We start from the raw sequence: 25,831 nt of genomic DNA, 5'->3' as shown, positions 1-25,831 counted from the left end.
ATTACTGTGCTTTTTAAAGGCACAGTATTATCTAAAAATAAAATGCAGTTATGAACGCTAACTGCAATCTACTCGGTAACAGTATATATCGTTCAAAAAAATAATGCAAACAGTTTCCACATCCAGCTACTGGTTGAACTGGAGATCCTTCATGACCTCTGCTAATGTATGCTGCTTAAGCAGCATAATCGTTTGTATTTGGATGTCGTCCATAATGGAATGCAGCCTCGTTTCGAGCTCTTTCAAGCCAGGATCGCTATTGATCTGTTCTTCCGATACACAGCAGTCTTCCGACGCTTTATCCCTCTTCTGTAAATTATTATCGCAATCATGATTATCTTCCGATTCACCGTAAGCAGAATTTAATGCCAGGAAAATATCCGCAAGAGTAACTTGATCCGGATTGCGCTGCAAAATATATCCGCCATCACGACCTTCCTTCGCTTCAACAATCCCTGTTTGAACAAGCTGTATTAGAACTCTGCGCACAAAAGTAGCATGTGAGTTGACCTTTTTGGCGATAGCAGCGCTGGACATCGCTTTACCGCTTTGAGCAAGACAAATCAGGGCATGAACGGAAATGGCGAATCGAGGCGGTCCGATCTTAATGCTGTGACGTACACTCATGTTAATTCCCCCTCTGTGCAGTTTACCGTAATATCGCAAGTCAAATCAAGAAAGAGCGGGAATTGCTTCTCCCGCCCTAAACGTTCTTCAGCACTGCATTATTATACTATCTGCTCAATGTACTGTTTAAATTCTTGTATGGTTGTGAACAGCTGATCGGGCTGAAGCGACCGCAGCAGCTCCGGATCGGCCGTCTCCGCCCACGCGGCGGATACAATCGGAACTCCCGCTTCCCTCGATGCTTCAATATCGCTTGGAACATCTCCTACATACACAGTTTCTGCAGACGTGATGCCAAGTTGTTCCAACACGTTTCTAATCCCCTGCACCTTCCGCGGACCTTCCGGAGATCCCGTTTCAATCACGTCAAAATAGGACCGGATACCGAAAATGTCCAGCGTAACCTCTGCGCTTCGCGCCCCCTTCCCTGTAACCATGGCCAGCCGTACATTCCGGTCTTTGGCGAAGTCAAGCACCTCGGTTATGCCCTCAAACGGAGCAGCACACATCCCATGCAAATCACGGTAATGCTTCAAATAATCCTCAATCCCCTGATCATAATGGGCAGAAATCAAAGCCCGGACCGTTCCCCCTTCCGAAGGGCCAAACGTATCGATAATTTCCTGGTCGCTCAGCACTCTGCCGGCCAGTGGTTCAATCGCTTTCTTGAAAGCGGCAACACACAATGGCAGCGTATTCCCAAGCGTACCGTCAAGATCAAAAATGATGCATTTTAGCATGTTCATGCTCCTTCTCTTTTTTATTTTGGCCGATTCTGTTTCTGTAAACAATTGTTGGTCTTCTTTATGATAAGTCAGCACTGTTAACGCAAATCCAAACGCTGTTAAACCCGCGGCGATCCACGTTAAGCCTTCAAAGCCTGCTCCAATCTCCAATAGAAAGGCTCCAAGCGCCGCCCCGATCGCATTCGCCAAATTGAATACGGAAGAAGCTAAAGTTCCGGCTAGAGCAGGCGCCTCCTTTCCGGCGATGACAAACTTGGCGTTTAAAAGCGGAACCGCGCCGAATACTCCTGCACCAAAAAGAAAGCTGAATACAAATACCGTCACGGAAGATAGCGAAATAAATATCGATGCAGTTGAGAATAAAAGGGTTAACGCCGCCAAGAAAAGCGCAAGACGTTTCGTCAGCATCGCAGGTTGGACCTGCCCCGATAAATAGTTGCCTGTCACGGCACCACGCCCACAGATAAACAAGGCGGCCGTATTTCTTTGACACCAAATCCCGTAAATTCACGAATGAGCGGCTCGATAAAGGTGTATACAACAAAAACGCCGGAATGACCTGTCAGGATGACCATGCAAATCAGTAAAATATTTTTGTTGCGAATAATCCGCAGCTCACGTCTGACATCCGGTTGATGCTGATTGTGGTCAGAAGCAACTAACCATAAACCTAGCAGGACCACTGCACCTATGAAGGCAACAAGCAAAAACACCAAGCGCCAATGAAGTATACCGCCCAAATAGGAACCGAACGGAACACCCAGCAAAATGGCCAGAGTCAAACCTCCATTAATGGAAGCCATGGCCCGCTGCCGCCTGCCAGGCGTACTGATTTGATACGCAGCAACCAGGGTTATGCAAAAAAACGGGGCATGCATGGTTGCAGAAATAAGTCTGGCCAGCAGCAATACCGTAAAATTAGGGGACAGTGCGGCAACAAGATTGCTGATTACAAAGACAGCCATTAACCAGCATAACGAAGACCTGATTGAAAATTTGATCGTCGATAGACGTTTTTCTTATACTAATAGCATCTTAATTAGCTCGGAGAGAGGGGATAAGTTTATGGCGAATATCAAAGACATCGCGAAGCTGGCCGGAGTGTCGGTGACGACGGTATCACGTGTAATCAACGGTCACCCTTACGTAAGCGATGACAAAAGAGCGGCTGTTCTACGTGCCATGAAGGCAACGAACTATGAGCGGAACATCAATGCCGTTCATTTAATCAAAGGAAAAACCAATCTCATAGGTGTCATGGTTCCTTCTATCAAAAGACCCTATTTCGGCCTTGTCGTCGAAGGAATCGCCGAGGAAGCCTTGAAGGGCAACTATAAACTGGTTCTCATCCAGACCAATTATGAAGAAGAACGAGAGCTGGAAGCTTTGATGATGCTGAAGCTCAAGCAAATCGATGCCCTCATAATTTGTTCGAAAATCAGCGATTGGGACATTGTAGAGGAATATGCCGCATACGGTCCAATTATCGCATTCGAAGACGCAAGGGGCCGAAACGTATCCTCCATTTATATCGACCATTACAAAAGTTTTATGGAGGCGCTAACGTACTTGAGCGGTAAGGGCCATCGTAAAATCGGCTACTGCCTAGCCAGAAAATCCGGCACAAGCAGCAGGCAAAGGGAAGCGGCGTACCGGGATTTTTTGAAAAGATCGGGCGAGTCCTTCGATCCCGATTGCGTATTTTATGACGCCATTCATTTCGAAGACGGTGAATGGATTGTGGAGCGATTAATGACGTCCCTGCTCGTGACGAGCGACCAGGTCGCGGCCGGCATTCTGGCCTGCTGCAACGAACAAAACCTTCAGGTCCCATCCAAGCTCGCCATCGTCAGCTTTGATAACCAACCGATAGCCAAAGTCCTGAATATCACAACTTTTGCAATTCCTTTAACTGAGATTGGGAGAGATTTGTTCCGTAAAGTGATGACCAGGGAGTTCGGTCAGCAGGAGATACCGGTGAAGTTGATTGAGCGGTTGACGGTTTGAAGAGGGCTGCTGCCTCAAACATAGGGATGAATCAGAAGGAGGAAACAGAAAGTGCTTGGGTGGAACATCTATCTCGATGCTTTGTCTTTCCACCCCTTCGTTCATGAGCGGCTCGCGACCCTCACATAGTTACAATTTACTCTTTAGTTTCAACTAAAAGGAGCTTTCCTCATCTAAGAAAGACCTAAAACTCATACATAAGTCATGGAAATAGTCTTTTAGACCCAAATCAATTTTCAAAACGGATAGAAATTTTTCATCAATATATTTCTGAAAACGATAAGTATCGCCAAAATAGGACTTTTAATGTAAGATTATATATGCTGAAAGAACTAGACTTTTCCTCAGCCGATGGGGATATTAATTTTCATAGTCTAGGAGGGAATGTGTTTATGGCATTTAACAGGAGGCATTATGTACCCATTGTCAAATGGAAGCAAGGAGAGCAAAGAGCTCTGGAAACTCTTGCTGCCACGTCGAAAGAAAGACTAACCCCACTTATTGAAATCGCACCAATTGACTGGGATTTCGAAAATGAAGTCCAAAGAAAACAGTGGACGAGCACCTGAGCAATTTCGGAGAAACCTTACAACGTTCTTGGCCGCAAAAAGCTTTCATAGACCTTCTATACATCCATCCAATAGAGAGAATGTCATCGGGATTGCATCCCCTTGCTTATGTACTTCAAGATGCACGTGCCCATCAGATACCGATTGTCCCTGTGACAAGTTCTGATCGTGATGCCGACCATAATGCCGAAATAATGGCTGCTGACCAATTAGATCACTTAGGTGCCTCAATCCGAATAACCGAAAGGGACTTTGACTCTCTTCAACCAATCATCGATTCCTTATTAGGAGCACTCCAAATGACACCTGAGCAAATCGATTTAATAGTCGATTATGGATATGCTGATCCTTCACTCTTAACGAGAACCACCTTATTTCTCACAGGATTAATAGATAATCTTCCGTACCTGCAAGCATGGAGAAACGTCATTTTGTGTGGAACGGGGTTCCCTAAGAACTTATCGGATGTGAGTGCGAACACGATCGATCAAATTCATCGAGCCGAATGGTTAATATGGAAGAAGATTATACGGACCGGAACTGTAAATCGTGAACCGATATTTGGGGACTATGGTATTTCAAATCCGGAACCATTTGAAGGTGACCCTCGCTTCATCAACATGAGTGCGAATATCCGATATACAGCGGATGACAAGTTCATTATCTTCAAAGGTTTGATTACTAGAAAATACGGGAGTGCTCAATATCATCAGCTTGCGAATCAAGTTGTATGTCATCCAGAGTATTCCGGCCGCAGCTTCTCGGCAGGCGATCTTTACATCGACGACGTGGCTAAAATGAATGACGGCCCCGGTAACGCCACAAGTTGGCGAAAAGCCGGGACCAATCATCATTTAACGTACGTTACTAATGAGCTCGCCACCGTGTCCTTGCCTTAAGTTTCTTTCTTACTTCATCTTGAAGATCTTCGAGCTCAAGTTGATCTGCAAGTGCGTTCCATAATATTCGTCGAGGCTTGCTAAGTAGCCCCTTATGCAAGCCTCTTTCTTTTAATATAGAGAGTGCTTCTTCCCTCCATAGTAGTTGCGCTAGAGCGAGGGGATCTATATTGGGATTTTGCTGAGGGGATCGGTATGGTAAGAAGCAAACTACTCCTTCATTATCCATTTCAGTTTTTGTTATTCCCCACCAGTCAGGGATAATGTCTTGAAGCCCCTCCATAAAACGGGAAGCTGTAAGAATTGTAACTGTATCAAAAACTTTATTGTATGCATCAGTTTGTCTGGGCAGTCGCTCCAAAGTATCGCTTTCACTTTTGATTTCGTAGCCATTTATTGAACCATTTACAACTGCAACATCGATTCTCGCATCGCCTTGGCAAAGGCCAAGTTCATCAAGAATGAGAGTATTGGGATCATCTTTGTGCAATTCTCGAAGAACTGAATGAAGAGAGGCACGTATATCAATATCCCGAGTCTTCATCTTCCCTCATCCTCCATTAAAGTACATTTTCTTCAACACGCATACTGTCATCTTAGCACATGGTACTAAATTCTGAACAGAACATAACTGTGACAGCCCAACTACTCGGAAAACAATTCTCATGCCCCGAAAGATAATCTTTACAAAACTTTCCCCATTATTATGTGATACGATTCACCTTAAAGGATTTACCGGTAATTCTGCCCTACTCGATCCCATTATGATAATGGAATGGCTACTAAAATTCAAACAATAAAATATTGTCTTGGATGAAAATGCCTCGCTCGATGTGCCGAGCAAGGCATTCTACGTTAGAAACAATTACCTGGTGTCAAACTGACCCCATCGTGATGTTGGCGACCCCAATCCATATCCATCCGATAACGTAATATACGGCCCGTCACTGGTGAATCCACCTCTGACCTGATCATTCTCTTTAAAATGCAGAAAACTGTCCAAATCCCCGTAAATGAAATTGGGTCTGGAGGCCACTAAAGCGGCTCCTGCCGCAATGCCGATTCTGCTCTCCATCATACAGCCGAGCATGCAGCGGATACCGCTGGCTTCTGCGATAGCGTTGATCTGCAAAGCTGTGTAAAGACCGCCGCATTTCAATAATTCGAGCTGGCCAAAAAGATAATCCTCTGTGAGTAACCGCTTCGCCTAAATGAATCAGCTATCTTTTGGGGACACTGGTAAGGACATATGAATCCAAAGGAGGTAAACCGGTGAACGAGAATGAGGAAAGAAAAAAACTGCTCGAACAAGCCCAGGCCAAAGATTCGACCGATGGAGGGCGGAGTTCCGCATTCATGTCGGAGGATCTATGGAACCAGGAAGGGAGCCCTGTAGCTGCGGACGATGAATTCGGTCCGGAAATGAAACAAGAGGATCCGCCGACACTCAATGGCAAGCCGACGTAGTTCATGAGTTTTGAAAGGAAATTCTCCCTTTGCGCTCTCTTCGGAAAACAAAAGAACCCGACTTCCGCAGCCATCGGTTCGGGTTCTTTGCATCGTCATTTTTTACCATGTATTTCTAATATCTTTTCTATACTCTTTAGCACACCAAAATGATCATTGGAATCCGCGGCATAACTTGCGTATTGTTCCATATCGCCAAACACCATCATTTGTTCTGAGTCTTTGCCCAGTCGCTCTCCCAGCACTTTCATGGCTTTTCCCTTGTTAATTCCATGGTTCATAATATCAATCCATATCGCATCTTCGGCGGTGACGGAAAAATCATAACCGTACTTTGGCTTGAATGTTTCCTCAAAATATTGCTTGCTGTTTTTATTGGGAAAATAAATCGTGAGTTTAGCAGCTTCCGTAATCACTTGGTCGAGTTCTTCAACAAAGGTAATGTTTGAATAAAAGGTTTTCAAAAATGCTTCATTGCCTTTGTATTTTCCAGCTATATACGCTGAATCCAATCCACAGAGAATCGCAATCCCATTCGTGTTATCTTCGACGAAACGAATCATGGGTTGATAGTCCGCAGGCTTCAATAAACTTTTGAAGATCACTTCTCCTTTATAGCTTATAATTCCGCCGTTATCACTGATAAAGCATATCTTATCCTTTATTTCAGGAAACATGTCCTCCAGTGTATATAGCGCGCGTTCGCTGGCAATCGCAAATACAATTCCTAGCTTATCTAATTCTAAAATATACTGGTCAAAGTTTGGGGGCAACTCACCTTTTTCCGTAAGCAATGTATGATCCATATCTGAAGCAATCAATTTTACATTATTCATATAACACCTCCATATTCATATTATAATAAAGCAACATTCACAATGATAATGCCTAAAATTGCCTGTATGATGTGCCTTAGGTGTCGTAAACCCACCCTATGTTCAGTTTTTGTAAATATGCCTTGTTTATAATAAGATGGATTTATATTTTTTTAGGAGGTAGTTATGAATTCTTCATTCAAAAAGTATGCAGCCGAATTTATTGGAACATTCGTGCTTGTTCTGTTCGGCTGCGGCAGTGCCGCTACGGCGGGAGGAGATCTCGGAAATTTGGGAATCGCATTGGCATTCGGACTATCCATTGTGGCGATGGCTTATGTCATCGGTCCGATTTCGGGGTGTCATATCAATCCGGCGGTTTCACTCGCCATGCTTCTTAATCGTAAGCTAACGGGCACCGACTTCATCGGATATGTTGTTGCGCAAGTCGCCGGGGCAATTGCAGGCTCTGCTATTCTGTACGCCATCCTCGTCTCTGCGGGCATGCCCACAACAGGACTCGGTCAGAATGGTTTCGGCCCTGGCTATGGGATCGGGATTTCAGCGTTGATGGCCGTCATTGTCGAAGTTATTTTAACCTTCGTTTTTATCTATACAATCCTGGGTGTGACCTCAAGTGAGAGCAATGGAAATGTAACGGGCCTGGTCATCGGTCTGACGCTTGCTTTCGTACATATCCTTGGCATTGCCTTAACGGGAACGTCCGTCAATCCTGCAAGAAGCCTGGCGCCGGCGCTTCTGGTGGGTGGAACGGCTTTATCCCAGGTGTGGGTGTTTCTTATCGCCCCGCTTGCCGGATCCGTGTTGGCCGTTGGTGCATACCAGTGGCTGAACATCAGCCGTAAAAGAAAGGCGTCTGTCGACGGTATTTACACTGAAGGCAGAGCACACTAGCGGAAGTTTTTCTTGTGATGTAAGAATGCTGCAGCTCCACTGTAACTTAGTATATTCTCTAATCTAAAAAAGAGGGCAGTCCCATAGGTCATTGAAAATGGCTTAGAGACTGCCCCCTTGCTTTGTAAAAACCGGATTCACCGGCTAACCTTTTCTCCTTCTTCCCCCATCTCGTTTGCCCCTTCCTTTAGATATGCGCCATACCCCTGAGTCCACGTCCACATAGCCTCAAATATCGGCTGCAGACCCTGCCCGGACTCGGTAAGCTCATATTCCACATGCAGCGGTACACCAGGATAAAGAGTACGCGTGACGATTCCCTTCTCCTCCAGCATCCGCAATCGGTCTGTCAAAGTCTTCGGACTAATAGGCTGCAGCTTGCGGCGCAGCTCCCCGAAACGCCGGGTTCCGTTAAACAATTCGAATAAAAGAAGAAGCGTCCATTTGCCGTCCAGGATCTCCAGGATAGGTTCGACGGTACCAGGACAGGATCGGTCCATCATTACGATCACTCCGTAGTTCATTTTTTGAAACTATTGCACTTTATTGTAACTACTTTTCAAAAGTACCACAGTTCAATTACGATGTAAATCGAGAGATGAGGTGCAACGCCCAGACCGGGTGGCCGCATCCATCCGAAAAATACTAAGCAGAACATGTGGAGGAATATGACTATGAAAACTGTTTTATGGGCAACTTTAACCGCTAACGGTAATTATGCACAGTCCAGCCCTGAGAACCCGCCTAAACAAGAAGCACTGAACGACTTTGCGGCACATGCCAAAGCTGTAGGAAATTTCATTGTCGGACGCAGAACGTTCGAGCAGATGCAAGCGCCGGGCAGAGTCTCCCAGGAGGAACAGGCCAACGCGGGCGGACCTTTCGCCGGGATGGATATCGTTGTTATATCCAGCAGCATCCATGACATTCCGGGCGTAACGGTTGTAAGGTCTCCTCAGGAAGCCTTGGACTACCTGCAGCAAAAAGGCCATCAGACCGCTCTCATCAGCGGCGGAGCGGATGTCCACAATTCCTTTCTAAGCCAGGGACTTGTAGACGAAGTGATATTTAATGTGGCTCCTGTGTTGGAGGGCAAAGGGTTGAATCTTTTAATCGACCAAAACAACTACGGTTACATGCATGTTCAATTGTTGGACTGCAAACCTTTGGGGAGTGGGGTGGTTCAACTGCGCTATGCGATTGACCGATAGATCAGGCTCACGCGTTTACCCGCTGCCTCTACTGGATCAAGAAAAAACCCTGAACCCCTTGCCGATATCAGCAGGGAGTCTCAGGGAATGATTGAGCATTATAATATCCATTACTTACCGGACACCGCATTCGCCACCAGGGTAGCATATACCTTCGCTCCGGATGGATTCAAATGCACACCGTCACTGGCGAAGAAAGCATTCTGCCCTTTGCTTGCGCTGTACCAGTCGACGACCGTTACGCGAGGGTCTTCTGTGGCAGCGGCGGTCAGCGCATGGTTGACGATGCTTTCCCATGGGCGAGGCACACGGGTGTTCACGAGTATAATCTTCTTCGCGCGGCTCAGTTGGGACAGCAGGTCATCCAGCTGAGCCTTCGTGAAGGAACCATTCGAACCCAGCTCAATAATCACCTTGGAACCGAGCTGTCCATTACTGCTCAGCTGCTGAATAACTACGGAGGCTTCATTCATCTGTCTGCCTACCTTGCCGTCAATGATAATGCCCGGCATTGTCTGGCGAAGGTATGGCTCGATGTCCAGCATAACCGAGTCGCCGATGGCAGTAACGCCATTGCCGGAAATGATCTTGCTGAGCTTCTTCCGGTTGTCCGCAGAGCCGGAATCCGCAGCTGTGCTGCCTGGATATGCTGTGCTTGCTGAGCCCTTCGTGCTTGCTCCCCTGGATGGAGAAGCTTTGGAACCGGATGAGTCAGAGTCTGGTGCTTCTGTCTTCTCTTGAGCTGAATGCTCAGAAGCTGCCTTGTCCGTATTATCCTGCTTGCCTTCAGAGGTATCCCTCTTGCCCGCCGCTTCGTTGACATGATCTTTATTCTGTTCAGTCGTTACATGCGACACATTTGTCGGGGACGTAGCAATGACGGGTTTTGCGTAAGAATCCGCCAGTACATCCCTATCCTGTCCTCTTACCGTCAGTGCATGACCAAGTGTCGCCGAGAACAGGATGAGCACCAGTGCCGCCGCGCTGCCATACAACCAGACACGGGTGGCGCGTTTCTTATATGCACGTTGCAGCACATGGCGGAAGCCCTTCTGCCGGATCGGCTGCTCCACATACCGCCAGGACAGCTCAGCCAGCGCCAGACTGACGGCAACCTGGATGATAGCCTTCAGGATGGAAGGATCGTCCGTATTTACCTGCGGTGTACTAAGTATAATGACCGGATAATGCCATAAATATAGTCCGTATGATCTCTTGCCCAGCCAGCGCAGCGGCTTGCAGCCCATGATAGCAGCCAGACGGCTCGCCGGATGGGCTAGCACTGCGATCAGCAACGCGGTAATGATGGCGATGATCAGCATACCGCCGCGGTACAGGAAGGCCTGGTATTCATTCGTATGCCATACCAGCCAGATGAGCAGCAGCAGGGAAATCGCCCCTGCCGTATCCAGAAAAGTCAGCGCCGGTGGGGATACTTGGGTCTTAAGCTTGGCGCTTGGCCAGACAACTGCCAGCGCCGCTCCAACCAGCAGTGCAAATATACGCGTATCGGTACCGTAATAGACACGGCTTGGATCCTCGCCTGGTATGTACAGTAGGGCCATAAGCAGCGCTGAGATCAGCGACAGGCTGAGAATCCAGACTGCCAGCTGCCCCCGCTTCGGCAGGAACTTCAGTCCAAGCAGCAGCAGGAGCGGCCAGATCAGGTAGAACTGTTCCTCGACGGCCAGCGACCACAGATGTCCGAGCGGTGATGCCGGCCCAAAGCTCTCAAAGTACGATACTTTGTGGAAAATAAACCACCAGTTGCTAACGTATAACAGGGCTGCCGGTATGTCTCCGGCAAGCGCCGACAATCTGGAATGGTCTCCGAACAGGGACCACAGCGATACAACCGCCACCATGACAAACATGGCCGGAAGCAGCCTGCGGGCACGACGTACCCAGAAATCAGCCATATTAAACCGCCGATTACGCTCCCACTGACCTGCCAGAATATCCGTGATCAGATAGCCGGACAATACAAAGAATATCCCTACACCGAGCAGCCCGCCAGGCGCCCAGTCCGTGTTCAGATGATAGATGACAACAGCCAGCACTGCAAATGCCCGCAATCCATCCAATCCCGGCATATAACGATGAGGTTTGAGCGGCTTAGTCATAAATTGGCCGCCCTTTTTTCTTAATAATTGCTCCCGATAATCCGGTGAAAAAACTCGCCTGCCTTGATTTCTCACTTTTTTCTATTCGTGAAGTTCTGTCTATGATGCCATTCATGATTCCTATCCTTTCCGGGGTTATCCTGTTCAAGCCCCTCGCGCCCGAACCAACCTTTTCTCATTATATCTAAGTACATTGTACCATTGATCTCAAACCAGTTAAAAATGGTTTACAGCAAAGCAACAAATTAGCAAAAAATAACTGCGGGATTCCGCACGATTCTTCTTATACACTAATATGGCTAAAATTCAAAAAGAAGCTTGCCTAGGCAAGCTCCTCTTCCCGGCCACAAGTAAGCCGGTCAATAAATTCAAAGTGGCGGTGTTTGCACCCCCAGTTGTATCCAACCTTCCTTCGCAGGGCCGTATACTGCAGGTATAGGCAGCCCCGCTTGGCGCATAAGAACGGTGACCTGTCCTCGATGGTGAACAATGTGTTTGATCAACCCCATCAAGATCGTGGCATTTGACTCCATTCTGCCGAATGCATTTTGTATTTGCGCTAAAGAATCATCCGTCCATTGCTCTTTAAGAGCGTTCACAACATTAGCGCTTATCGTTTGAAAGGTTTCCGCGATTTCCCTCGCAGAGGGCACCTCACCCGAGTTTGGAACCTTATCTACCGAAAGTCCGAATTCAGTCAAATAATCCGGGATATTCGTTACAAAATGCCATGCAATTCTTCCCAACGTCCGGCCTTCGGGATATACTTGCTGCTGCAGCGCTTCATTTGTCAAACTGTCTAAAACTTTCCGGGTTAATGCGGCCTCGTTCTTCCATTCTGTGATAAAATCCTCAACTGTCGTATACATTCCATCATCCCCTTATTTTTTTATATGTTTAGTGCAAATCATAGTGTTGCCTTGTTAATACCAATCTTAACCCCTGATAGTGACAACTGCTGTCATAGTTATAAATTTTTATTGCTCAACGTCTTTTGACGGATAAGCAACCGGCAGCAAACCCGTTTTCATTGCAGTGAAGGGGCATTTTTTCTATAATGGCTTCGTAACTTACGGATTGATAATAAATCTCATTTGAAAACGACGGGTTAGGAGGTGTCCCCAGATGTCGCAGACCTACGAAGAGCTTGCACAATATTTTGCCACTACACCCATTCAACTGTTTGGTGTGTACCTTACATGGCTGGAGAGCAACCGTACTTATAGCGGGCATGTTCACAAGCCTACCGCCAAATGCGGTGTGATCGTCGCGCTCGAGGGGGAAGCAACATTCGTCTTCGATGAAGGGGAGCAATTCGTGATGAAACCTGGCCACATCCTGATCGGAGGAGCAGGCAGACAGCTGCAGGTGATTTCGGGTACAAATGGCTTCCGGTACTGCCTGGCTCATTACCTGCCAGGCGGGGCTGACGAAAAGAAGGATCATCGGCGGCCAGGAGACATTTCCTCTATGGAGGTAACACTAAATCCGGAGCTGCTAACCCTGGTGGAGCAGCTACTAAACGCCGCTTCCTCACCTGATTCGATGGACAAGCTGAATCAACGCTCGTTATTTTACCAGCTTATCACCAAAGTGCTGAAAGCGGAGCGCTACCACCAAAACAAGGACAGCTATCCCGTTATTGAGGACGCCATCCGGTACATCCAGTCTCATTTCACCGAGCCGCTGACGCTGACCAAGCTGGCCGATCGTTACCAATTAAAACCCAAATATTTCTCTTATCTATTCACCAAATATACCGGGACAGGACCCATTGAATATCTGATCCATTACCGGATGAACAAGGCACATGAGTGGCTGTTAACAAAGCGATTTTCCGTAGCCGCCGTTGCCAAGAGTATTGGGTATTCAGACCCGTACTATTTCAGCAGATTGTTCAAAAAATATAAAGGGGTTGCGCCCAGTCAAGTAGACCTCGACCGCACAGAATCTTAAACTGCGGCAATGTCATCTTGCCCGTACAGTACAGTTTGCCGCGTGAAATTGTCCATCATCGTTCGGGAATCTCTTCATTCTCATTGGATGCGTGTGATGATACTATAAAGAATGTAATTGATAATGATTATCATCTTTCAAAAATAGAGAGAGGGTACACAACTATGAAAGTTCGTCACACTACATCATGGTCTGTCTTTTTTACTGGCATGATCAGTTTGCTGCTGCTTCTGAGCGCCTGCTCAAGTAATACGCAGTCTGCGAATGGACAAACGCCCACCCCGCCGTCAAACGCGGCCGGACAAGCAGCGGCAGGTTCTACCTCATTTCCGCGCACGATCGAAGCGGCCAACGGCAGCATCGTCATTCAGGAGAAGCCGGAGCGCGTCGCTGTCGTTCACTGGGGATACGTCGATTCCATCCTGCTGTTCGATTTGAAGTCGGTCGGCCTCACGCTGCCGTTCACGAAGAACGACTCTTCCCTCGGTACCGACACGTATAAGCCATACGTCGACAAGCACGAAGAGCTTGCTTTCGTTGGTGAGAACACGACTGTCAACATGGAGGCACTGCTGGAATATGCGCCAGACCTCATCATTGCAGGCAATGCGACCAATACCCAGCTGACGGATCAGCTGGAGAAAATTGCGACAACCGTCGTTATTGATGAAGCAGACACCGACGTATGGAGCAATTGGCCGGCGCTGGTCACGAAGTTCGGAGAAATATTGGGGCAGGAGGATGGCGCGGAGCAGTTCATCACCGATTATCAAGCCAAGCTGCAGAACGCCAGGGAGAAGCTGGCCGATGTCAAGGGAACGGTCGCATTCCTGCAGGTGCGGAACAACGCCGTATGGCTGGGCGGAACTAATTTCCTAACCCCCTATTATGACAAAGGCCTCGGATTGAAGGCACCGGACAGTCCGGTGATGACGGAAGGCGCTGAGCTGACACTGGAAGGATTAAGTGCGCTGAACCCCGATCATCTGATACTGGGCTACTTCAACTATGATAATCCGTCGGCAGCCTCCCTTACAGACGAGTGGGAAAAGACCGCTGTCTGGAAAAGCCTGAAGGCGGTTAAGAGCGGGCAGACACACACCGTCAACGGTGCTCTCGCCATGGGTTACGGCCCGCTTGGCAACAGCTATGGCATCGAGGCTGTACTGGAGGCATTGGACAAGTAAACCCTGGACTACTCCTTCTGCCTCGTCAGAAACAGCATGATAAAGGAAATGACCATCATGGAGCCCGTCCAGGCCCATGCCATCGTCATATTGCCGGCATCCACCGCTACAAATATGGCCGTAGGAATGGTCTGTGTTTTACCAGGAATATTGCCCGCTATCATTAATGTCGCCCCAAACTCGCCAAGCCCGCGAGCAAATCCGAGAATATAGGCGGAAGCAATCGAACGGTAAGTCAAAGGAAGCGTGATGTACCTGAACACCTGCCATTCATTAGCTCCGGTGGAGCGCGCAGCCTCTTCCAAGGCCTGATCTACGGAAGAGAACCCAACCTTCATCGTCTGATACACCAGCGGAAAGGCCACCACGACGGCAGCGATCACGGCAGCCCACCAGGTAAATATAATCGGTGCGTTAAAAAGCCATTCCATCCAGTGTCCAAACCAGCTTTTTCGACCCAGTATGACTAATAGAATAAAACCGACCACTGTTGGTGGAAGAACTAACGGCAGCATAAAGATTGTCTCAACCACTGTTTTTCCTTTAAACGTTTGGCGGGACATCCACCAGGCGGCAGCCACACCAAGTACGATTACGGTCAGGCTGGACAGCATCGACACCTGCAGAGACAGTTTAATCGGTACCCAGAATTCCTCCCAATTGATCATGGCTGCTATCAATTCGGGATGGAAAACCCATACTTCACAAAGACGTCAAGCGCTTCTTGGGTCTGCAAATAGTTGTAAAAATCTTCGGCCTCTTTGTTATGCTTCGTCGCCTTTACAATTCCAATCGGATATTCAACAGGTGTGTAGGTCTTGGGATCCACAGGGAAAGCAACTTTTACTTTGTCCGAGGTTAATGCGTCTGTTTTATAGACAAACCCAACATCTGCATTCCCTGTTTCTACATATTGAAGAACCTGTCTTACGTCTTTCCCCTGCACCATTTTGGATTGCAGAGCATCCCAGAGCTTTGCGCTTGTGAGCGCTTCTTTGGCATAGCCTCCCGCAGGTACACTTTCAGGAATGCCAATAGCAATGTTCTTCACATCAGGCTTGGACAAATCCTCGACGCTTGCAACCGGTGCACTTCCATCTACAGCAACTACAGCTACCAATTCATTGCTTAATAAGTTTTTCTGTTGATTGGCATCCATGAGCTGTTGCTCCACGAGCGCTTTCATGTTCTTGGTTGCGGCAGACAGGAACAAGTCAGCAGGTGCTCCCTGCTCAATCTGCTGCTGCAGCGCGCCGGATGCGCCAAAGTTAAAATTCAATTTAATATTCGGATTATTCGTTTCATAAGCCTGCTGAATTTCTTTCAGGGCATCCGTCATGCTTGCTGCCGCTGATACAGTCAATTCAATCGTTTCAGCCGTTTCCGTGGTTTGAGCATTCGTGCTTGAAGCTTGTGGACCGGCACCATCGTTCGCTGCCGTACCACAGCCCGCTATGACTAACATGAAAGCTATAATAACCGATAGAACCACACTAATCTTTACATTTTTAAACATAAGACCCCTCCGGAATGATATCCAATTATAACTAAACAAAGCTATTATACTTTTTCGGAAGGTCATTTGTAAACTAAATATATCTATTTATATCTAACTTTAGTGGAAAATAAAATTTTAAATATTCAAGCGAGCAGGGATTCAGGTAAAGCGCTTGGCTTCATTCAATTGTGTTATAATTAGACACAAAAACCAGCCAGTTTTACAGCTAACCGGGAGGATTATGATATGTCCAGCGACATGTCTTATACAACAGAGGAAATCGCCAAGCTTTTGAAAATATCAAAGCTCACCGTGTATGATCTTATCAAAAAAGGGGAGTTGCCCTCTTATCGGGTCGGCAAGCAAATGCGGGTGGATGCCGCTGACCTGGAGGCATATAAACAACGGACAAGAATGGTTCCGATAACGGGCCAATCTGCTGAGGTTCATTCACCCGTACATTCCCAACCGCCGGCTTCCTTCAGCGCGAACCGCCCCATCGTGATCACCGGGCATGACATTAGTCTGGATATTTTGGCCAACCACATGGAACAGGCAATCCCCGGCATTCGGCCTTTGCGTTCATTTGTCGGCAGTCTCGACAGCCTGATTTCCATGTACAGAGGTGAGGCTGATATCGTAAGCACCCATCTCCTGGACGGAGATACCGGGGAATACAACCTTTCCTATATCCGAAAGCTGCTTGTCGGTTCTTCCTATGTGGTCGTCAACCTACTTTCCAGAAATGCAGGACTGTATGTCCAGCAAGGGAATCCATTCGGCCTTACGCAGTGGTCCGACTTAAGCCGTCCAGGGCTGCGATTCGTGAATCGGGAAAAAGGATCGGGGGCCCGCGTATTGCTTGACGAACAACTCCGCCTTCACAGCATCAGGCCTGTGCAGCTTGCCGGATATGACAATATACAGACCAATCATCTCGGCGTGGCGACGAAAGTCGCGTCCGGCGAAGCCGACGTTGGTGTCGGCATAGAAAAAGCCGCCTCTATTGTCGGGCAAATTGATTTCATTCCTTTGATCCGGGAGCGCTATGATCTTGTGATGCTAAAAACATCGTGGAGCCAGACCTGGATTCCTGCTCTCTTGCAAATTCTGCAATCCGACACCTTCAAAAAGGAGCTGCAGTCGATTTCAGGGTTTGATTTATCCTGTACAGGGGAAATCCTGTTTGAAGCCTGAGGGCGGACACCTTACTGAGCCATCGGCTCAAACGGCAAAAAAGACACAGCCATTTCTATGGTTGTGCCTTTTCTTATTTAAAAGATTTGGAAGAATGCTCCGCTCACATTACTTAATAACTACGTATTCCAGACCAACAAGCTTTGCATAGGTCACAATTTGGTCTGTTGTTAAATTCAGTGAAACTACGGTGTGGTGACCGCCGCCATTTTCGATCCAGGCTTTTACCCCATCCTGGAAGTTTGGCTTCACGTTCCAAAGCACACGGGCCACCGGAAGCTTGGGCGCCGGAACCGTTGGCTCAAATGCAGTAACCTCGTTAATCAGGAGCTTATAATGAGTGCCAAAGTCAGCCATGGAAACAACTACGCCGTCTCCCGCTTTGCCGTCAAATACCAGGCGCGCCGGATCTTCACGATCGCCAATCCCTAATGGAGAAACGATGATTTTAGGTCTGTTGCTGGCCAAAGTCGGGTCTACTTCAAGCATATGGGATTGGAGGATGGCTTCCTGACCTGCGGCCATTTCATAGGTGTAGTCCTCCATAAAGCCAGTGTTCTGGTTATGGCTCATCACTTTAAGCAAACGGTCAAGCGCTGCCGTCTTCCAATCTCCTTCACCGGCAAAGCCATATCCCTGTGCCATCAAACGCTGGACGGCAAGTCCAGGAAGCTGCTTCATCCCGTGTAAATCTTCGAAGTTCGATGTGAAGGCATTGTAACCACCCTCATCAAGGAAACGTTTAATAGCAATTTCATAGCTTGCCTGTACTTTTACGCTGGCTTCCCAGTCTTCCTTGCTGTAAGTTCCGTAATCAAATTCATACAGCTCCGCATATTCCGCAAACAAAGCATCGATCTCTTCATCCGTAACAGCATCCACGTATTGAACGAGGTCTCCAATGCCAAAGTAATCAACGGTCCATCCGAATTGAATTTGGGCTTCAACCTTATCCCCTTCCGTAACGCCTACGTTGCGCATGTTGTCACCAAAGCGCGCGACCTTGATGTTAAAGCTTTCGTTATAAGCAACCGCTACGTCCATCCACTCAGCAATCTGCTTTTGCACTTCAGGGCGTTCCCAGTAGCCTACTACAATTTTATTTTGTTTCTGCAAACGGGCATTGATAAAACCATATTCACGGTCGCCATGAGCGGCCTGGTTCAGGTTCATGAAGTCCATATCAATTGTTGCCCAAGGAATGCTTTCATTGTATTGCGTTGCCAGATGAAGCAAAGGTTTTTGCAGCAATTTTGTTCCGCGAATCCACATTTTCGCAGGCGAGAACGTATGCATCCAGGTGATGACACCAGCAACCTCGTCACGATAGTTGACTTCTTTCATGATGCTTGTGATTTTATCTGCACTCACAGCCAAATCCTGCAGAACAAGCGGGTAAGGTAAAACACCACTTTTATTCAATGCATCCGTCATGGTTTGGGCATGGGCTTTAACTTCCGCCAACGCTTCTTCCCCATAAAGATGCTGTGAACCTACGACAAACCAAAACTCTTTTGTTCCTGCTGCTGACATCATGATCATCCTCTTTTCTTTATTGGATTGTTTGGATTATTTCTGCCCGTAGTAGGCGTCTTTCCCATGCTTCCGCAAATAGTGCTTATCCAGAATACGCTGCGGCAGTTCTTCAGCAAAATGATTTAATTCCCGTGCAAACAAATTCATTTTACAAACTTCTTCCAGCACAACACTGTTCACTACCGCTGATTTTGCGTCTTTCCCCCAGGTAAACGGTGCATGACCATGGAGCAGGATGCCGGGAATGGCCATAACATCCAGCCCGCGCTGCTCAAAGGTTTCGATGATGACATGGCCTGTTTCCGCTTCGTAACCACGGTCAATCTCCTCTTGAGTCAGAAAACGGGCACACGGTACGGGACCGTAGAAGGTGTCTGCATGCGTAGTCCCCATCACGGGCACATCCAGACCAGCTTGAGCCCAAATGGTCGCCCAGGTTGAATGGGTGTGCACGATGCCGCCGATTTCCGGGAAATGCTTATACAGTACGGCGTGAGTCGCAGTATCGGATGAAGGCCTCATCTCTCCTTCAACAACATTGCCATCTAAATCCACAACCACCATATCGCCGGGTTTCATCGTTTCATAATCGACACCGCTGGGCTTGATCACGAACAACCCGCTTTCCCGATCAACGGCGCTTACATTTCCCCAGGTATATTTCACAAGTCCGTGTTTAGGCAGTTCCAGATTCGCTTCATACACCTCTTCTTTCAATTGTTTCAGCACATCATTCCCTCCAATTCTCCACCAAATGGTCCACAGCAGCCTGCTCAATCGCCAGACCTTTTTGGTAGCGTTCGATAAATATTTCAAATCCTTTCACGTCAATTTCATCCGGTACCATTTCTTGCGCCTCAACGTCTTTAAAGACCTTTGTGTCAAGGAAGTCTTCCAAACTCTCTTGTTGCTCTTTGTTCATCATGTAAGAAGCCAGAATCGCCATGCCCCATGCCCCGCCTTCGCCGGCGGTTGCCATCACGGAAACCGGAACATTCAGTGCAGCAGCCATAATCTTTTGGCCAACGACAGGGGTTTTAAATAAGCCGCCATGAGCTAAAATGTTATCTATCGCGACATCTTCTTCTTTCGTCAAAATATCCATACCGATGTTCAACGCGCCAAAAGCAGTAAATAGATGAGTCCGCATGAAATTGGCTAAATTAAAATTACTTTCCGGTGAGCGGACAAACAGCGGCCGCCCTTTATCCAAACCCGTGATATTTTCACCTGAAAAATAACCATAGCTGAGCAAACCGCCGCCATCCGGATCCGCTTCCAAAGCTTTATTCAGCATCACGCTGAATATTTGATTCGTATCCACTTTTTGTCCCATAGCCTCGTAAAATTCACGGAATAACCCTAGCCAGGCATTAATATCGCTTGAGCAGTTGTTCGCATGAACCATACCAACCGGACTGCCGTTTGGCGTAGTGACCAGATCAATTTCCGGATATACCTTGGAAAGCTCCTTCTCCAATACAATCATGGCAAAAACCGAGGTGCCTACGGAGACATTTCCGGTGCGTTTTCTCACACTATTCGTAGCAACCATCCCGGTTCCGGCATCACCTTCCGGAGGACAAAGCGGAATGCCTGGTTGTAAATTTTGTGAAACATCCAGAAGCTTGGCTCCAGCTTCCGTGAGTTCACCTGCTTGCTCGCCTGAGATGCAGACTTTGGGAAGAACATCCTTAAGCTTCCACGGATATCCCTTGGCTGCAATGAGTTCATCAAACTGCTTAAGCATCCGTTCATTGTAATCCTGTGTGGCTTCATCGATTGGGAACATACCCGACGCATCCCCGATGCCAATGGCTTTATTACCGGTCAGCAGCCAGTGAATGAATCCGGCTAAGGTCGTTATAAAATCGATCCGAGGCACATGCTTCTCTTCGTTTAAAATGGCTTGATAAAGGTGAGCAATGCTCCATCGTTCAGGGATGTTGAATTGGAAAGTATCCGTTAATTCCTTGGCCGCGGCACCGGTGGTTGCATTACGCCAGGTCCGAAACGGAACAAGCAGCTCCCCTGTGCTATCAAAAGCCATATATCCATGCATCATTGCAGAAAATCCGATAGAACCAACCGTTCGAATCGTGACTCCATAATTTCGTTCTACTTCCTGCTTCATTTCGCTGTAAGCTTCTTGCAAGCCCGTGATGATGTCCACCAGGCTGTACGTCCAATATCCATCTTCCAAGCGGTTTTCCCACTCATAGCTTCCGGATGCGATGGTTTCAAAATGATGATCAATTAACACGGCTTTGATCCGTGTGGATCCGAATTCGATCCCCAGGGAAGTTTCTCCCTTCGTAATCGCTTGTTTAATGTTTGGTTGATTCGTGATCACATTGTCCCCTCCCTGACAGCGTTTTTCAAAAGAAGGCGCTTTCCTTTATAGACAGCCTTAGTATATTTTTTTGTTCGTACATTTGTCAATATTAATTATAGGTTATACATACAACTATTGAGGCGATAATTCTGCTGTTTTCTCCTTAATCATTATATAAAGATACTTATGTGATTATGAAAGTGGATCATAAATATAAACCCCTGCAACATTTTTACAATTTGTACGTACTTGATGCAAATTCTTTTCATCCACTTAAAATAATGCTAAGATGTACATACAAATTTTCCGGATGAATGCATTAGAATGCGAACAACTTTGAAAGAAGTGAAAGAAATGAAGCCAAAGTATCAGGTCATTATTGATGATATAAAAAGCAACATCCTTTCAGGGGCATACAGCCTGGGAGAACAAATTCCTACGGAAGCCGCTTTGCAGGATATGTACAAGGTCAGCCGGCAGACGGTCCGAAAAGCCATTTTAGAATTATCTAACGAGGGTTTCTTAAGGAGTGAAAAAGGCTCTGGCACTTATGTCAGCAACCAATATCGCTCCAAATCTGCCGGGGGCTCCAATATTAAAACGATCGGTGTCATCACGACCTATATTTCAGATTACATTTTTCCCTCCATTATCCGCGGAATTGAAGGCAGATTGAATGAAGATAACTATTCGTTACTGTTAGCCAGTACAAATAACGATGTCGCACAAGAAAAAAAAGCTTTGGAAATGATGCTGTCCTATGGTGTGGACGGTTTGATTATCGAGCCTACGAAAAGCAATCTGTACAATCCCAATATCGCTTATTACCTGTCTTTCAAGGAACAGGATGTTCCATTCATAATGATCAATGCTTATTATGAAGAATTGGAGGTTCCTTTCTTTTGCCTTGATGACGTGCAGTCCAGCTATCTGGCAACCAAAGAATTGATCTCTAAAGGACATACCCAAATTGGGATCATTGCAAAAATGGATGATTTACAAGGAAAGTATCGAATGAAAGGGTATATCAAAGCTCTTGGAGAAGCCAAATTACGATTTCACCCGGAGCAAGTGCTTTCATTCGATACAGAGACGAAGCAGGAATTGTCCGCAAACTTGAAGGAATTCTTAAATAAAAATCGGGATGAGCTGACCGCCATTGTGTGCTACAACGACGAGGTAGGATTGGAAGTCGTACATGTATGCAGACAGCTCGGTATACTTATTCCGGACGAATTATCCATTATTGGCCAGGACAATTCTTACATTGCCAAAAATGCGAATATCAAACTGACGACCTTGACCCACCCGCAAGAACATATGGGACGAGATGCAGCGGATTGGATCATTAAGAAATTACAGGGAAAAAAGGACCTGCCAAACACCACCTACTATCAGCCTGAGTTAATCGAGGGCGAAACGGTGAAAAAGATGACTAACTGATTCGCGATTCATTGCAATACAATTTGAAATAACAACCCAAATTCGCTGTATTTACAATCGACAATACAACAAGCCATATCATCAGCGATGACATGGAAGTCCATAGTCCAAACCAAGGCAAAACACGGCCGGCACCAATGAATGTAGCTAATGGTGACAGGAACAAGAGAATCAAGACAGGAAGCATTCTTACGGCCGCCGAAAAAATCAATTTCCCGGTCGTAATGTTCTTTTTGCTTCGAAGGATACGAGAATGTGAATATCCTCCCCACAAAATCGTCGCAACTACCAGCAGAATCATAAGGATCTCCATGTTTCTGCCATTAAAGACAGAAGCCTCAGGCTTTTCGCCATGAATAATACTTGCAATCCCGTCGGTAAAAGCTGAATAATCGATAAACGCGTTTAAACCGGAATCAAACATCATCGTAATGCCCAGCCGCTGATCCAAATAGATCGTCTCTTCCCCCTTATACGTCCAGAAAATTCCGCTATGGGAAACCGTCCGTCCCCCTTGTTTATCCTCGCCTGCCAGCCAGCCCATTCCATACGGACCGCTCTGTCCGGCTGTATGGTACTGCTCCATCAGCTCCTTAGACAGAAGACGGCCATCATATTGGGCTAGCATCCATTTAGCCATGTCTTCAGCAGTCGAAATGATACCGGCCGGACCGTCAATAAACCATAAAGGTTCAGCCTGGCTTACGGGATGGCCAAGCATAAGATAATGTCCCCGCGGAATGGCGGAATTTTCATTGATCAGTTGTGTGGTACCCACGTTAAAGGTATGATTCATCCCCAAAGGTTTAAATATATGATTTTCCAGGTAATCAGAGAAGCTCTGTCCGCTCATTTTCTCTACAAGAAGAGCCAAATATTGATAATTTGGATTGTGGTAGCTATAGGCCGTTCCCGGATCATTAGCAAGCTTAACCCTGTTCAATGATTGGTTGATCTCCTGCAGCGATTGATACTGGGGGGATCTTGTCATGTCAGGATTTACTTTGTCATTAAGACCGCTTGTCTGGTTAAGCAGATTCCGAATTGTAATATGACGTACACGCTCGTCCTCAGGCAAGAGATCGGGAAAATATGATGTGTATGGCGCGTCAAGGTCAATCAATCCTTTGTCAACCAATTGAAGGACGGCCAGTGCTGTAAAAGATTTGCTTAAGGAAGCAATAGGAAAGGGAGTATTGCCGTCTATAACGCGGTCATCCGAAAACGTGCCGTAACCATTCGCATAGAAAATCTCTTCGTTATTGGCTATGGCAAGAGCCGCGCCCTTAATATGATTGGCTTCCATGGTTGTTTTGACGTAATGATCAATTTCATGCTGTATTTCAGCTTTGTTCCGGATTTCAACAGCGAAAGCGGGTTGAACCAGGATGGCCATGATCAGCAGCAAGCAGACAAAATTTAAAGCTATTTTCTTTTTATGAACGATTCTCATACTAGCACTCCTCAGTTCTATAATAAGGAAATGCTAATATATAATTATCAACTTTTTATCAACCCCGCGAAAAATCTGGCTGTTACGCTTCCTCCACCCTGGAGGCCATTCTCTACATGCAAACTCCCCTCATGCTTTTCACACAGTACTTTGCAGATATAGAGCCCCAGCCCGTGGTGTTCATTCGCATCCGATACCTCTCCGCGATAAAAGGGAAGCACGGCCTTTTGCAGCTCTGTATCCGAAAAACCGGGTCCGTCATCCGTGACTGTAACCGCAAAAAATCCTGCACGAGCGCTATAGTGAACACTTATATGGCTGGAAGCATAACGCGCTGCATTGTTCAGCAAGTTCTCAAATACCTGCATCACCAAATGGAGATCGACAGCGATTGTATTCGCATCCGCAGCAATGGATGTACTGAGCGTCTTACCGCATTGTCCGGTTATTTGCCGTGCGCTGTCATTCAGCAAAGAGATGAGATGATCCGTTTCCATCATACGGCTATGTACCGGCATGTCTTCCAGCTTTTGAATGGAATTCATCGCCTCCGTGTAGCTCTCAAGACGCGCAATATGTACGTTCATGGTTTCAATCATGTCCAGAAGCTTTTCCCTGGATATATTATTTTGGGGCAGATACGTGGCCAGCAGCTCGGAATATCCCTTTAGAACGGATAAGGGTGTTCTCAGATCATGGGCAAAAATAGCATTCAGCTGTTTGCGTTCCTCAACCGATCGCCACAGTGTTTTAAAGTTTTTTTCCAACTGGCCGCGCATTTTTTCAAATACATGGCATAACTCGCCCATCTCATCCGCACTATCATATGAAATATGAAACCCCAAATCATTCGCTGAAATTTTCTCCGAAGCCTTCATCAGGATTTCAAGCGGCTTTTTCAACTTCCACCGATAAAAGAGGCTGGCCATCAGAACTATACCGACGGCAACCGTTATCAGCACCATCGCAACCTGAACGGGCAATATCCAATCCTGCACGGAAGAATGGCCGGCAAACCGCAAGCGCATGCTCTCCGCCCATCCAAACTCCAATGTGATGACGATTAGAACAGCGATGAGCGTCATGCAGCATAGGAAAATGAATGATTGCAGCAAGGTCAGCCGCTTCAAGGTCAACCAGTCTACGATTTTCGCCATTTGTAACCTACTCCCCAGACCGTTTCGATCCTGTTGTCACAGCCATGCTCCTTCAATTTGTACCGAATTCTCCTGATATGTTCCGCGATTACATTGCTGTCGCCTTCATTATCAAATCCCCATACCTCTTCAAAAATACGCTCCTTGTCAAACACCATGCCAGGATGCATAGACAACAGTTCTATAATATCGAACTCCTTTTTGGCCAGGAGAATTCGTACATCGTGGAAGTAAAGCGCGCGAGCCGCATAATCAACCACCAAATCTTCACTAAATTTTATAGACGTTTTATTTTGACTTCGTACTTCCCTGCGTAAATGTGCCTCTACCCTTGCGCCCAGTTCATGAATATTGAACGGTTTTGCGATGTAGTCATCCCCTCCAGCCTTAAACCCCATGATTTTATCCGCATCCTCGACACGGGCTGTTAGAAATAAAATAGGGCAGGACACAAAGTCCCTGATTTTCCTGCATAACTCAAGACCGTCCAGCTCAGGCATATTGATGTCTAGCAAAACAAGGTCCGGCAGATTTTCAATTTGCCGCAAGGCCTCATGGCCGTTTGGTGCAGTCATCACGAAATACCCGTTCAATTCAAAGTAGTCTGTCAGCAGTTTTCTAAGATCAGCTTCATCATCTATGATCAGTATCTTTCTCATATGCCCTCTCTGCTTTCCAATTTCAAATCAT

At 46.8% G+C, this 25,831-nt stretch carries 26 protein-coding genes and 1 pseudogene; 10 read left to right on the top strand and 17 right to left on the bottom strand.

Annotated elements, in window-relative coordinates; translation table 11 throughout:
* Positions 1-126 precede the first annotated feature (126 nt).
* The 3 genes from ACE5LO_RS13125 to ACE5LO_RS13115 form a co-directional block, all read right to left on the bottom strand.
* Entirely contained in the window at positions 127-627 is a 501-nt protein-coding gene (locus ACE5LO_RS13125) for an RrF2 family transcriptional regulator (RefSeq protein ID WP_375520476.1), read from the bottom strand.
* A gap of 101 nt (positions 628-728) precedes the next feature.
* Positions 729-1,781 carry an HAD-IA family hydrolase gene (locus ACE5LO_RS13120; RefSeq protein ID WP_375520475.1) on the bottom strand — a complete coding sequence of 351 codons (1,053 nt, stop codon included), beginning with the start codon at positions 1,779-1,781 and terminating at the stop codon, positions 729-731.
* 35 nt (positions 1,782-1,816) lie between these two features.
* The gene (locus tag ACE5LO_RS13115) at positions 1,817-2,362 is read right to left on the bottom strand and encodes an MFS transporter (RefSeq protein WP_375520558.1); all 546 of its coding nucleotides are present in this window, start codon (positions 2,360-2,362) and stop codon (positions 1,817-1,819) included.
* Between the two features lie 76 nt (positions 2,363-2,438).
* Here ACE5LO_RS13115 and ACE5LO_RS13110 point away from each other — a divergent pair, with 76 nt between their 5' ends.
* The 3 genes from ACE5LO_RS13110 (at position 2,439) to ACE5LO_RS13100 (ending at position 4,848) form a co-directional block, all read left to right on the top strand.
* Positions 2,439-3,380, top strand: a complete 942-nt coding sequence (locus tag ACE5LO_RS13110; RefSeq protein WP_375520474.1) for a LacI family DNA-binding transcriptional regulator — start codon at positions 2,439-2,441, stop codon at positions 3,378-3,380.
* Positions 3,381-3,772: 392 nt separating this feature from the next.
* Positions 3,773-3,949 carry a beta family protein gene (locus tag ACE5LO_RS13105; protein ID WP_375520473.1) on the top strand — a complete coding sequence of 59 codons (177 nt, stop codon included), beginning with the start codon at positions 3,773-3,775 and terminating at the stop codon, positions 3,947-3,949.
* A complete protein-coding gene (locus tag ACE5LO_RS13100) occupies positions 3,934-4,848 on the top strand; it encodes a beta family protein (protein ID WP_375520472.1) in 915 nt (304 codons plus the stop codon). Before ACE5LO_RS13105 ends, ACE5LO_RS13100 begins: the two co-directional genes overlap by 16 nt.
* Here ACE5LO_RS13100 and ACE5LO_RS13095 read toward each other — a convergent pair.
* Together ACE5LO_RS13095 and ACE5LO_RS13090 are read right to left on the bottom strand one after the other, a co-directional pair.
* Complete coding sequence (locus tag ACE5LO_RS13095; RefSeq protein ID WP_375520471.1) at positions 4,817-5,392, bottom strand: sce7726 family protein; 576 nt, start codon at positions 5,390-5,392, stop codon at positions 4,817-4,819. The genes ACE5LO_RS13100 and ACE5LO_RS13095 overlap by 32 nt on opposite strands.
* A 321-nt stretch (positions 5,393-5,713) precedes the next feature.
* Positions 5,714-6,010: pseudogene (locus ACE5LO_RS13090) on the bottom strand (enolase C-terminal domain-like protein); the annotation flags it as partial.
* 110 nt (positions 6,011-6,120) lie between these two features.
* Between ACE5LO_RS13090 and ACE5LO_RS13085 the strand changes: the two are divergent.
* Complete coding sequence (locus ACE5LO_RS13085; RefSeq protein WP_375520469.1) at positions 6,121-6,315, top strand: hypothetical protein; 195 nt, start codon at positions 6,121-6,123, stop codon at positions 6,313-6,315.
* 95 nt (positions 6,316-6,410) lie between these two features.
* Here the strand turns inward: ACE5LO_RS13085 and ACE5LO_RS13080 are convergent, their stop codons facing one another.
* On the bottom strand, positions 6,411-7,151 hold the full coding sequence (locus tag ACE5LO_RS13080; protein ID WP_375520468.1) for an HAD-IIB family hydrolase: 741 nt from the start codon (positions 7,149-7,151) through the stop codon (positions 6,411-6,413).
* Between the two features lie 165 nt (positions 7,152-7,316).
* Here ACE5LO_RS13080 and ACE5LO_RS13075 point away from each other — a divergent pair, with 165 nt between their 5' ends.
* On the top strand, positions 7,317-8,045 hold the full coding sequence (locus ACE5LO_RS13075; protein ID WP_375520467.1) for an MIP/aquaporin family protein: 729 nt from the start codon (positions 7,317-7,319) through the stop codon (positions 8,043-8,045).
* A 137-nt stretch (positions 8,046-8,182) separates the two neighbouring features.
* On the opposite strand, the gene ACE5LO_RS13070 is transcribed toward ACE5LO_RS13075, so the two are convergent.
* Positions 8,183-8,548 carry a winged helix-turn-helix transcriptional regulator gene (locus ACE5LO_RS13070; protein WP_375520466.1) on the bottom strand — a complete coding sequence of 122 codons (366 nt, stop codon included), beginning with the start codon at positions 8,546-8,548 and terminating at the stop codon, positions 8,183-8,185.
* Between the two features lie 171 nt (positions 8,549-8,719).
* Here ACE5LO_RS13070 and ACE5LO_RS13065 point away from each other — a divergent pair, with 171 nt between their 5' ends.
* Positions 8,720-9,256: a dihydrofolate reductase family protein gene (locus ACE5LO_RS13065; protein WP_375520465.1), complete on the top strand. Its 537-nt coding sequence runs from the start codon at positions 8,720-8,722 to the stop codon at positions 9,254-9,256.
* A gap of 110 nt (positions 9,257-9,366) precedes the next feature.
* On the opposite strand, the gene ACE5LO_RS13060 is transcribed toward ACE5LO_RS13065, so the two are convergent.
* Positions 9,367-11,379, bottom strand: coding sequence for an acyltransferase family protein (locus tag ACE5LO_RS13060; protein ID WP_375520464.1), 2,013 nt, complete (start codon positions 11,377-11,379; stop codon positions 9,367-9,369).
* A gap of 368 nt (positions 11,380-11,747) precedes the next feature.
* Entirely contained in the window at positions 11,748-12,248 is a 501-nt protein-coding gene (locus ACE5LO_RS13055; RefSeq protein ID WP_375520463.1) for a DinB family protein, read from the bottom strand.
* Between the two features lie 256 nt (positions 12,249-12,504).
* On the opposite strand from ACE5LO_RS13055, the gene ACE5LO_RS13050 reads away from it, so the two are divergent.
* The gene (locus ACE5LO_RS13050) at positions 12,505-13,335 is read left to right on the top strand and encodes a helix-turn-helix transcriptional regulator (RefSeq protein ID WP_375520462.1); all 831 of its coding nucleotides are present in this window, start codon (positions 12,505-12,507) and stop codon (positions 13,333-13,335) included.
* A 164-nt stretch (positions 13,336-13,499) separates the two neighbouring features.
* Positions 13,500-14,522: an ABC transporter substrate-binding protein gene (locus ACE5LO_RS13045; protein WP_375520461.1), complete on the top strand. Its 1,023-nt coding sequence runs from the start codon at positions 13,500-13,502 to the stop codon at positions 14,520-14,522.
* Positions 14,523-14,530: 8 nt separating this feature from the next.
* Here ACE5LO_RS13045 and modB read toward each other — a convergent pair whose 3' ends face one another.
* Positions 14,531-15,190, bottom strand: coding sequence for a molybdate ABC transporter permease subunit (modB, locus tag ACE5LO_RS13040; protein WP_375520460.1), 660 nt, complete (start codon positions 15,188-15,190; stop codon positions 14,531-14,533).
* An 8-nt stretch (positions 15,191-15,198) separates the two neighbouring features.
* On the bottom strand, positions 15,199-16,038 hold the full coding sequence (gene modA, locus ACE5LO_RS13035) for a molybdate ABC transporter substrate-binding protein (protein ID WP_375520459.1): 840 nt from the start codon (positions 16,036-16,038) through the stop codon (positions 15,199-15,201).
* 228 nt (positions 16,039-16,266) lie between these two features.
* Here modA and ACE5LO_RS13030 point away from each other — a divergent pair, with 228 nt between their 5' ends.
* On the top strand, positions 16,267-17,217 hold the full coding sequence (locus ACE5LO_RS13030; protein WP_375520458.1) for a substrate-binding domain-containing protein: 951 nt from the start codon (positions 16,267-16,269) through the stop codon (positions 17,215-17,217).
* Between the two features lie 108 nt (positions 17,218-17,325).
* On the opposite strand, the gene araA is transcribed toward ACE5LO_RS13030, so the two are convergent.
* The 3 genes from araA to ACE5LO_RS13015 are packed head-to-tail and all read right to left on the bottom strand — an operon-like array spanning position 17,326 to position 21,106.
* Complete coding sequence (araA, locus tag ACE5LO_RS13025) at positions 17,326-18,750, bottom strand: L-arabinose isomerase (protein ID WP_375520557.1); 1,425 nt, start codon at positions 18,748-18,750, stop codon at positions 17,326-17,328.
* Between the two features lie 36 nt (positions 18,751-18,786).
* Positions 18,787-19,482, bottom strand: a complete 696-nt coding sequence (locus ACE5LO_RS13020; protein ID WP_375520457.1) for an L-ribulose-5-phosphate 4-epimerase — start codon at positions 19,480-19,482, stop codon at positions 18,787-18,789.
* Between the two features lies 1 nt (position 19,483).
* Positions 19,484-21,106 carry a xylulokinase gene (locus tag ACE5LO_RS13015; protein WP_375520456.1) on the bottom strand — a complete coding sequence of 541 codons (1,623 nt, stop codon included), beginning with the start codon at positions 21,104-21,106 and terminating at the stop codon, positions 19,484-19,486.
* A 336-nt stretch (positions 21,107-21,442) separates the two neighbouring features.
* Here ACE5LO_RS13015 and ACE5LO_RS13010 point away from each other — a divergent pair, with 336 nt between their 5' ends.
* The gene (locus ACE5LO_RS13010; RefSeq protein WP_375520556.1) at positions 21,443-22,531 is read left to right on the top strand and encodes a GntR family transcriptional regulator; all 1,089 of its coding nucleotides are present in this window, start codon (positions 21,443-21,445) and stop codon (positions 22,529-22,531) included.
* Here the strand turns inward: ACE5LO_RS13010 and ACE5LO_RS13005 are convergent.
* From ACE5LO_RS13005 to ACE5LO_RS12995, 3 genes are read right to left on the bottom strand one after another with little or no spacing between them, the layout of a single operon-like run.
* Positions 22,524-23,984 (bottom strand): serine hydrolase domain-containing protein, encoded by a 1,461-nt coding sequence (locus ACE5LO_RS13005; protein WP_375520455.1) that lies wholly within the window; start codon positions 23,982-23,984, stop codon positions 22,524-22,526. The genes ACE5LO_RS13010 and ACE5LO_RS13005 overlap by 8 nt on opposite strands.
* A 47-nt stretch (positions 23,985-24,031) precedes the next feature.
* Positions 24,032-25,141 (bottom strand): HAMP domain-containing sensor histidine kinase, encoded by a 1,110-nt coding sequence (locus ACE5LO_RS13000; RefSeq protein WP_375520454.1) that lies wholly within the window; start codon positions 25,139-25,141, stop codon positions 24,032-24,034.
* On the bottom strand, positions 25,126-25,800 hold the full coding sequence (locus ACE5LO_RS12995) for a response regulator transcription factor (RefSeq protein WP_375520453.1): 675 nt from the start codon (positions 25,798-25,800) through the stop codon (positions 25,126-25,128). The genes ACE5LO_RS13000 and ACE5LO_RS12995 overlap by 16 nt, the downstream gene beginning before the upstream one ends.
* Positions 25,801-25,831: the final 31 nt, after the last annotated feature.

The organism is Paenibacillus medicaginis, assembly GCF_042138635.1.
Classification (GTDB): Bacteria; Bacillota; Bacilli; order Paenibacillales; family Paenibacillaceae; genus Paenibacillus; species Paenibacillus medicaginis.
Note: the sequence above shows the minus strand (reverse complement) of the source record. Positions and strands in the feature narration are given on the sequence as shown.